The organism is Bacillus sp. L_1B0_5 (assembly GCF_000836715.1).
Classification (GTDB): Bacteria; Bacillota; Bacilli; order Bacillales; family Bacillaceae_G; genus Bacillus_A; species Bacillus_A thuringiensis_S.
The window spans coordinates 1-4734 of record NZ_JXIS01000185.1 but is presented as its reverse complement, the minus strand read 5'-3'; the positions used below and the strand labels follow the sequence as shown (position 1 = coordinate 4734).

Genomic DNA, 4734 nt, shown 5'->3' with positions numbered 1-4734 from the left:
TGATGTATTACCGATGTTAGGAAGTGCAATGGAAGAAAAGACATGGGTTGATGTTGCTTTTACACCAGATAACGGGTATCAGCTGACAAAAGGGATTCGAAAAGCAGAAAAGGCCATTCGAAAGAAGAAAAAGCATGGGCTAGATGCCTTTGAAAAAGAAGAAATTCGCGCATTAAATAAGCGGTTTGCCAAAAATGAAGTCGCATTTCAAGTATCTGTTTCATTCGCAAGTGACTATTATCCTGGTGTACCTGTTATCAAGAACTTAGGACATATGGTGGCAAGTATTATGGCTGATGTGAATGAGCTGAGATATAGACGGTTTAGACGCAGTATGCCAGCTGTACCACATCCCGTATACGGAAAAATGATCTGGACGGGATCAGAGCTATTAAACTTGTTCCATCTTCCAAATGTAACGGGTGATAAAAACAGCAAGACAGAGCGAAACATCTTGTATCTAGATAAAGGTGAAAACATGATACCAGATGATTTATTGGCCGAAGGCATTTCAATTGGTCATGTAATGCATCCCTATATTAGGGACCGATTAGTAAAAATTCGAGAAGATTTCTTCAAGAATCATGGCTACATTACAGGGAAAGTTGGGTCTGGTAAAAGTACCATTGCCATGAGATTGATGCAAAGTGTTATTGATAAGTGGCTAGAAAATCCGAATGAAGCGGGCGGATTGTCTCTATTTGATCCGACGGAAGATTTGGCATATGTAGCAATGAATCGACTCTTAAAAGCGGAAAAGGATGGGAAACAGGTTGATTGGAGCAAGGTTCACTTTATCCGTTTTCGAAACACAGATCATCCGCCAGCTTTGAACTTGTTTCATCGTTTTCCAAATGAAGATATCCAAACAGTGGTTGAATCCATTATGGAAATGATTAAGTTAATGATTCAAGGGCAAGCCCAACAAACAGAACGATTACTAAGGGCGATTATTGGGACGTTACTTTGTGATAAGAGCCAAATTCATACGATTTTAAGTATCCCACTATTCATAAGTGATGAACTGTTTCGAGCGAATGTAATCGCCAATTTACAAGGGCCAGAACAAAAATATTACTCTCACTTTTGGAAATATGAAGTGGGAAGTGCGTTAGAAGACAGCACACAAGCGATTTTAAACCGATTAGATATCTTCCGCAATACGTTGTATTTAAAGCGTATGTACGGGCAAACAGGCTTTTCCTTAGAAATTCGGAAGTGGATGGATGATGGCCACCTGATCTTTTACGATTTAGCGGGCATGGGAAAAGAAGATACATTACTTACAGTTGGTTACATTTGTAATCAATATCACCGTATCGCCCAACAACGGCCGCATGGTTCCAAACTACATTTAGGCGTGATCGATGAAGCCCATGACGTTCCAGTACCCGTTCTTCCGAAAATCATTGCAAAGGATCGGAAGCATGGATTTGGATTATGGGTGATTACCCAGCAAGTTTCGGGACAGCTAGACAGAGAGTTAACAGACATGTTAACAGAGGCGGGCGGAAATTACTTTGTCTGTAGGCAAGGTCATAATTCCGCAAAAACGTTAGAGGGTATTATGCAAAAGCAATTCCGTACAGAGTATTTGCAAAACCTCCCTAACTTAGTTGTAGCCATACAAACGCAAGATTATATCAGAGGTGAGGCAAAAAATGTGTGGTGTACTATACGTGTTCCGCCATTAGACCGCTACTTACCAAATGGAAAAGCGGCGAATTATAAAAACGAAAAAGAAATTCATGCATCAAATGAATGGACCAGAGCAAAAATTCATTCTTTAGAGCAACAAAATGGGAAGGCAGGATCAGAAATCGACAAGGAAATTGATGAGTTTCTATATGGAAAAGGTAAATACCTACAAGATAGAAAAGTCGACTTATCGAAAGAAGAACCTGTTGTGACATCGGGATTTGATGAGTTAGAAAAGAAACTATCTTCTCATGAAGAGGCGAAAGAAACGGTTTCCGAAACAAAGCCAGTCGAACCCGCACATCAAGCGCAAATTATCCCATTCCGAAAGCAAGCTACGACAACAACAGAAGTAAAGAAAGAAAATAAGCCAGTAAAAGAGCCTGTTACAACAATCGAAAAAGAACAAACAGTATCAATTGAAATAGAAAATGTTGAAATAAAAGAGGATACACCGCAAGAAGAAGTGAGCATTTTCGATAGTTGGGAAAAGGAGTAAGGGGCATGGGAAACATTTTATTTCAAATTGCAGATGAACAACTACTCATGAGCTTGCATACACACATCTACCTGGATATTGAGTACATTCATCAAAAGGTGTATGTGGATTATACAAAAAAATCTGTAACAAATCGTTTATATAAGCTAGATCAAGCGGGCTATATCCGTTACGAGTATTTACCTGTTACATCATCGAGAAATCAGAAACGAAAAGTTGCGAAACCTCAACGCATTTATACCTTAACACCAAAAGGAGTTGAAATGGTTCGTGGATTTCGAGGGGAAGTGCATTGGAAAAATAGTTGGTCCAAACGCTCGGCATCCTTTGTATATCACAGTTTAATGTTAGCGAAAATTGAATGTGCCATGACATTAATATCGAAGCAAGAAGAAAGATTGGAACTAAAGGAATGGATCAACGAACCGCGGGCCACATTTCAATATGCAAAAGGAAAAAGTCGTGTCATACGCCCAGATGGAATTGCGGTGATTGGATTAAAAGAAGAGATCGATAAAAACATTGGTGTATTTATGGAAATGGAACGGTCTTACGGATCAAAAGAAGTATTAGAAAAAAAGATTATCCGTTATAACGATTTCATGGCACAAGAAGGAAAAGCAGCAGATTATCGGACGCATATTGGTATGAGTTATGAAATATTGCAATGGCGCCTGGTATTTATCGCGGGTAGTGAAAGTAGAGAAAAAGAATTGATTCGCTATTTAAAAGGGATAAGTAGTCCAGAAATACCAGTGTTTATCACACTGTTTCAAGATATATTGCAAGACCCATTCGGTAACATTTATCGCAATATTCAGAATTCGGAGAAGAAAGTGAGGCTGTAAAAATGTGTTTCGGTTTATTTTATCGATAAGCGCCAGTATTTTTCTGTTAGTTGTCTTTTCAGATTGGTTATTTGAAAGAGCACCAGGATCACGAGAAGCCTGGGAAGCGGTGAAAAGTAAAGTGGTGGAAATTTACTATACGCAAGGATGGGAAGGTGTCTTGCTTTTCTTTCTAGTCGTAGTGGGAATATGGAAGATGGTCGATCACAAGGGGGGCTAAAAAGTGCCAAATCCTAGTCTAATATCTTCATATGGAAATCCCATTTTGGTAGGTTTTGTTATCAGTATCGTCATGTTTGTGTTAATAGGGTATGCAATTTACACAAAAAAATGGGAGATGTTCATTTTCTGTTTCTTAGCATGGATGATTCTTTTCATAAAAGTAGTTTTTCCGAATGAAATGGCGGATATTGCATCTAAGTTGGCGGATCATCACCTTTGGATAGATAAGGAGTAAAAAAGATGAGGGGGAGATAGACAATGTTTACACATAAAAACACCTATGAAAGAGGAAATGTGGGAGAAGTTGAAGCTCAATTTCTAGTGGAAATCTATGAGGGAATGGGTTGTGAGGAAGTACAAGAGATTTGTTTGTCTCAAACAGATGTATATATGCAGAAGTTTTATCTGATGGAAAACGGAAAAATTATCGAAATAGAAATTGGATTAAATACAGATGAATTGGAATGGAAGTGTGATGGAGTAGAGCTTACAAAAGAAAAAGCCATGTTAGAAATCGAGCGTGAAATCAGCTGTTATGACATGTTCGAGCAAGCAAGGATAGACAAAGGGTGGATGTTCAAAGAAAAGGCACAAAAGTTCCTTGCAGCTTTAAGAGAAAGGGAGAGTGCATGATGGACGAATTGGAAGGTTTGGATTTTGTAAGAGAATTTCGGGCTACAGATGGGGCGTCCTTTGAAGTGGGGAGGGATGGAGACAAACGGTATGTGGTCCATGCTAGATTCCCCTATATCACAGGCAGTCAAACGAAACTTAATAATTTTATCAATTATGCAAGAAACGAAATAAAAGATGAATCAACCGCGGTTGGCATGGCTTCATTCGCTCGTGATTGCTACGAACGATCTTTACGCCAGTACCGAAATTGAAAGGGGGATGAATATGCTTCAAAAGGTGAAACAGTGGTTTGCAAAAACATTTGAAAGTAAACAAGGGAAGGCAAGGAAAGCCACAAGGCTTCCTTCCTATAAAGGCCGCTTAATTGGGAAATGGGCCTTTTGGCTCCTATTTTGTTGGATGCTGATTGTATCCATCACAACTGTAGTAAAAGGAAAGGGAGATACACAAGCCAAAGCCAGTACCATTCCAAAAGAAGTGACGCAAAAACAAAACCTTGCCTCACGTCCAGAAGCGATTGAATTTGCGCGCGGATTTGCAAAAGAATACTTTACTTGGCAAAGAGGGGATGAAGGCAAGAAGAAGCGTTCAGAGCGCTTACAACTCTATATACCGAAAGCACTTGACCCACAAGTTGGTTTGGATTTTGCAAGTATACAATGGGATTCCAATTTTCTATACGTAACTGTATTAAAAGTAGATGAGGTCACAGATAAAGAAGCAAACGTAATTTTTAAAGTGAAATACAAATTAAGCCGCATGAAAGCAGATAATAGCGGACCAGAGGATAAGGAGGTGATCCAGCAAGTGTCGGTTCCTGTTCGGACAGAT

The 4734-nt window shown here is 39.3% G+C and carries 7 protein-coding genes; all 7 read left to right on the top strand.

Annotated elements, in window-relative coordinates; genetic code table 11:
* On the top strand, positions 1-2197 hold a 2197-nt coding region (locus RT27_RS35995), incomplete at its 5' end, for a hypothetical protein (protein WP_043939221.1).
* A gap of 5 nt (positions 2198-2202) precedes the next feature.
* The gene (locus RT27_RS31480) at positions 2203-3045 is read left to right on the top strand and encodes a replication-relaxation family protein (RefSeq protein WP_043939219.1); all 843 of its coding nucleotides are present in this window, start codon (positions 2203-2205) and stop codon (positions 3043-3045) included.
* A gap of 4 nt (positions 3046-3049) precedes the next feature.
* Positions 3050-3265 carry a hypothetical protein gene (locus RT27_RS36315; protein ID WP_043939217.1) on the top strand — a complete coding sequence of 72 codons (216 nt, stop codon included), beginning with the start codon at positions 3050-3052 and terminating at the stop codon, positions 3263-3265.
* Positions 3266-3268: 3 nt separating this feature from the next.
* Positions 3269-3502 carry a hypothetical protein gene (locus tag RT27_RS31470; RefSeq protein WP_043939215.1) on the top strand — a complete coding sequence of 78 codons (234 nt, stop codon included), beginning with the start codon at positions 3269-3271 and terminating at the stop codon, positions 3500-3502.
* A 23-nt stretch (positions 3503-3525) separates the two neighbouring features.
* Positions 3526-3900: a hypothetical protein gene (locus RT27_RS31465; RefSeq protein ID WP_043939213.1), complete on the top strand. Its 375-nt coding sequence runs from the start codon at positions 3526-3528 to the stop codon at positions 3898-3900.
* On the top strand, positions 3897-4154 hold the full coding sequence (locus RT27_RS31460; protein WP_033691804.1) for a hypothetical protein: 258 nt from the start codon (positions 3897-3899) through the stop codon (positions 4152-4154). Before RT27_RS31465 ends, RT27_RS31460 begins: the two co-directional genes overlap by 4 nt.
* Before the next feature lie 13 nt (positions 4155-4167).
* A partial coding sequence (locus RT27_RS31455) for a conjugal transfer protein (protein ID WP_043939208.1) occupies positions 4168-4734 on the top strand: 567 nt, incomplete at its 3' end.

What these genes read in the sequence shown, in the direction of transcription:
- RT27_RS31480 (WP_043939219.1), top strand. Translation starts at nt 2,203, where the DNA reads ATGGGAAACATTTTATTTCAAATTGCAGATGAACAACTACTCATGAGC.
- RT27_RS31460 (WP_033691804.1), top strand. Translation starts at nt 3,897, where the DNA reads ATGATGGACGAATTGGAAGGTTTGGATTTTGTAAGAGAATTTCGGGCT.
- RT27_RS31465 (WP_043939213.1), top strand. Translation starts at nt 3,526, where the DNA reads ATGTTTACACATAAAAACACCTATGAAAGAGGAAATGTGGGAGAAGTT.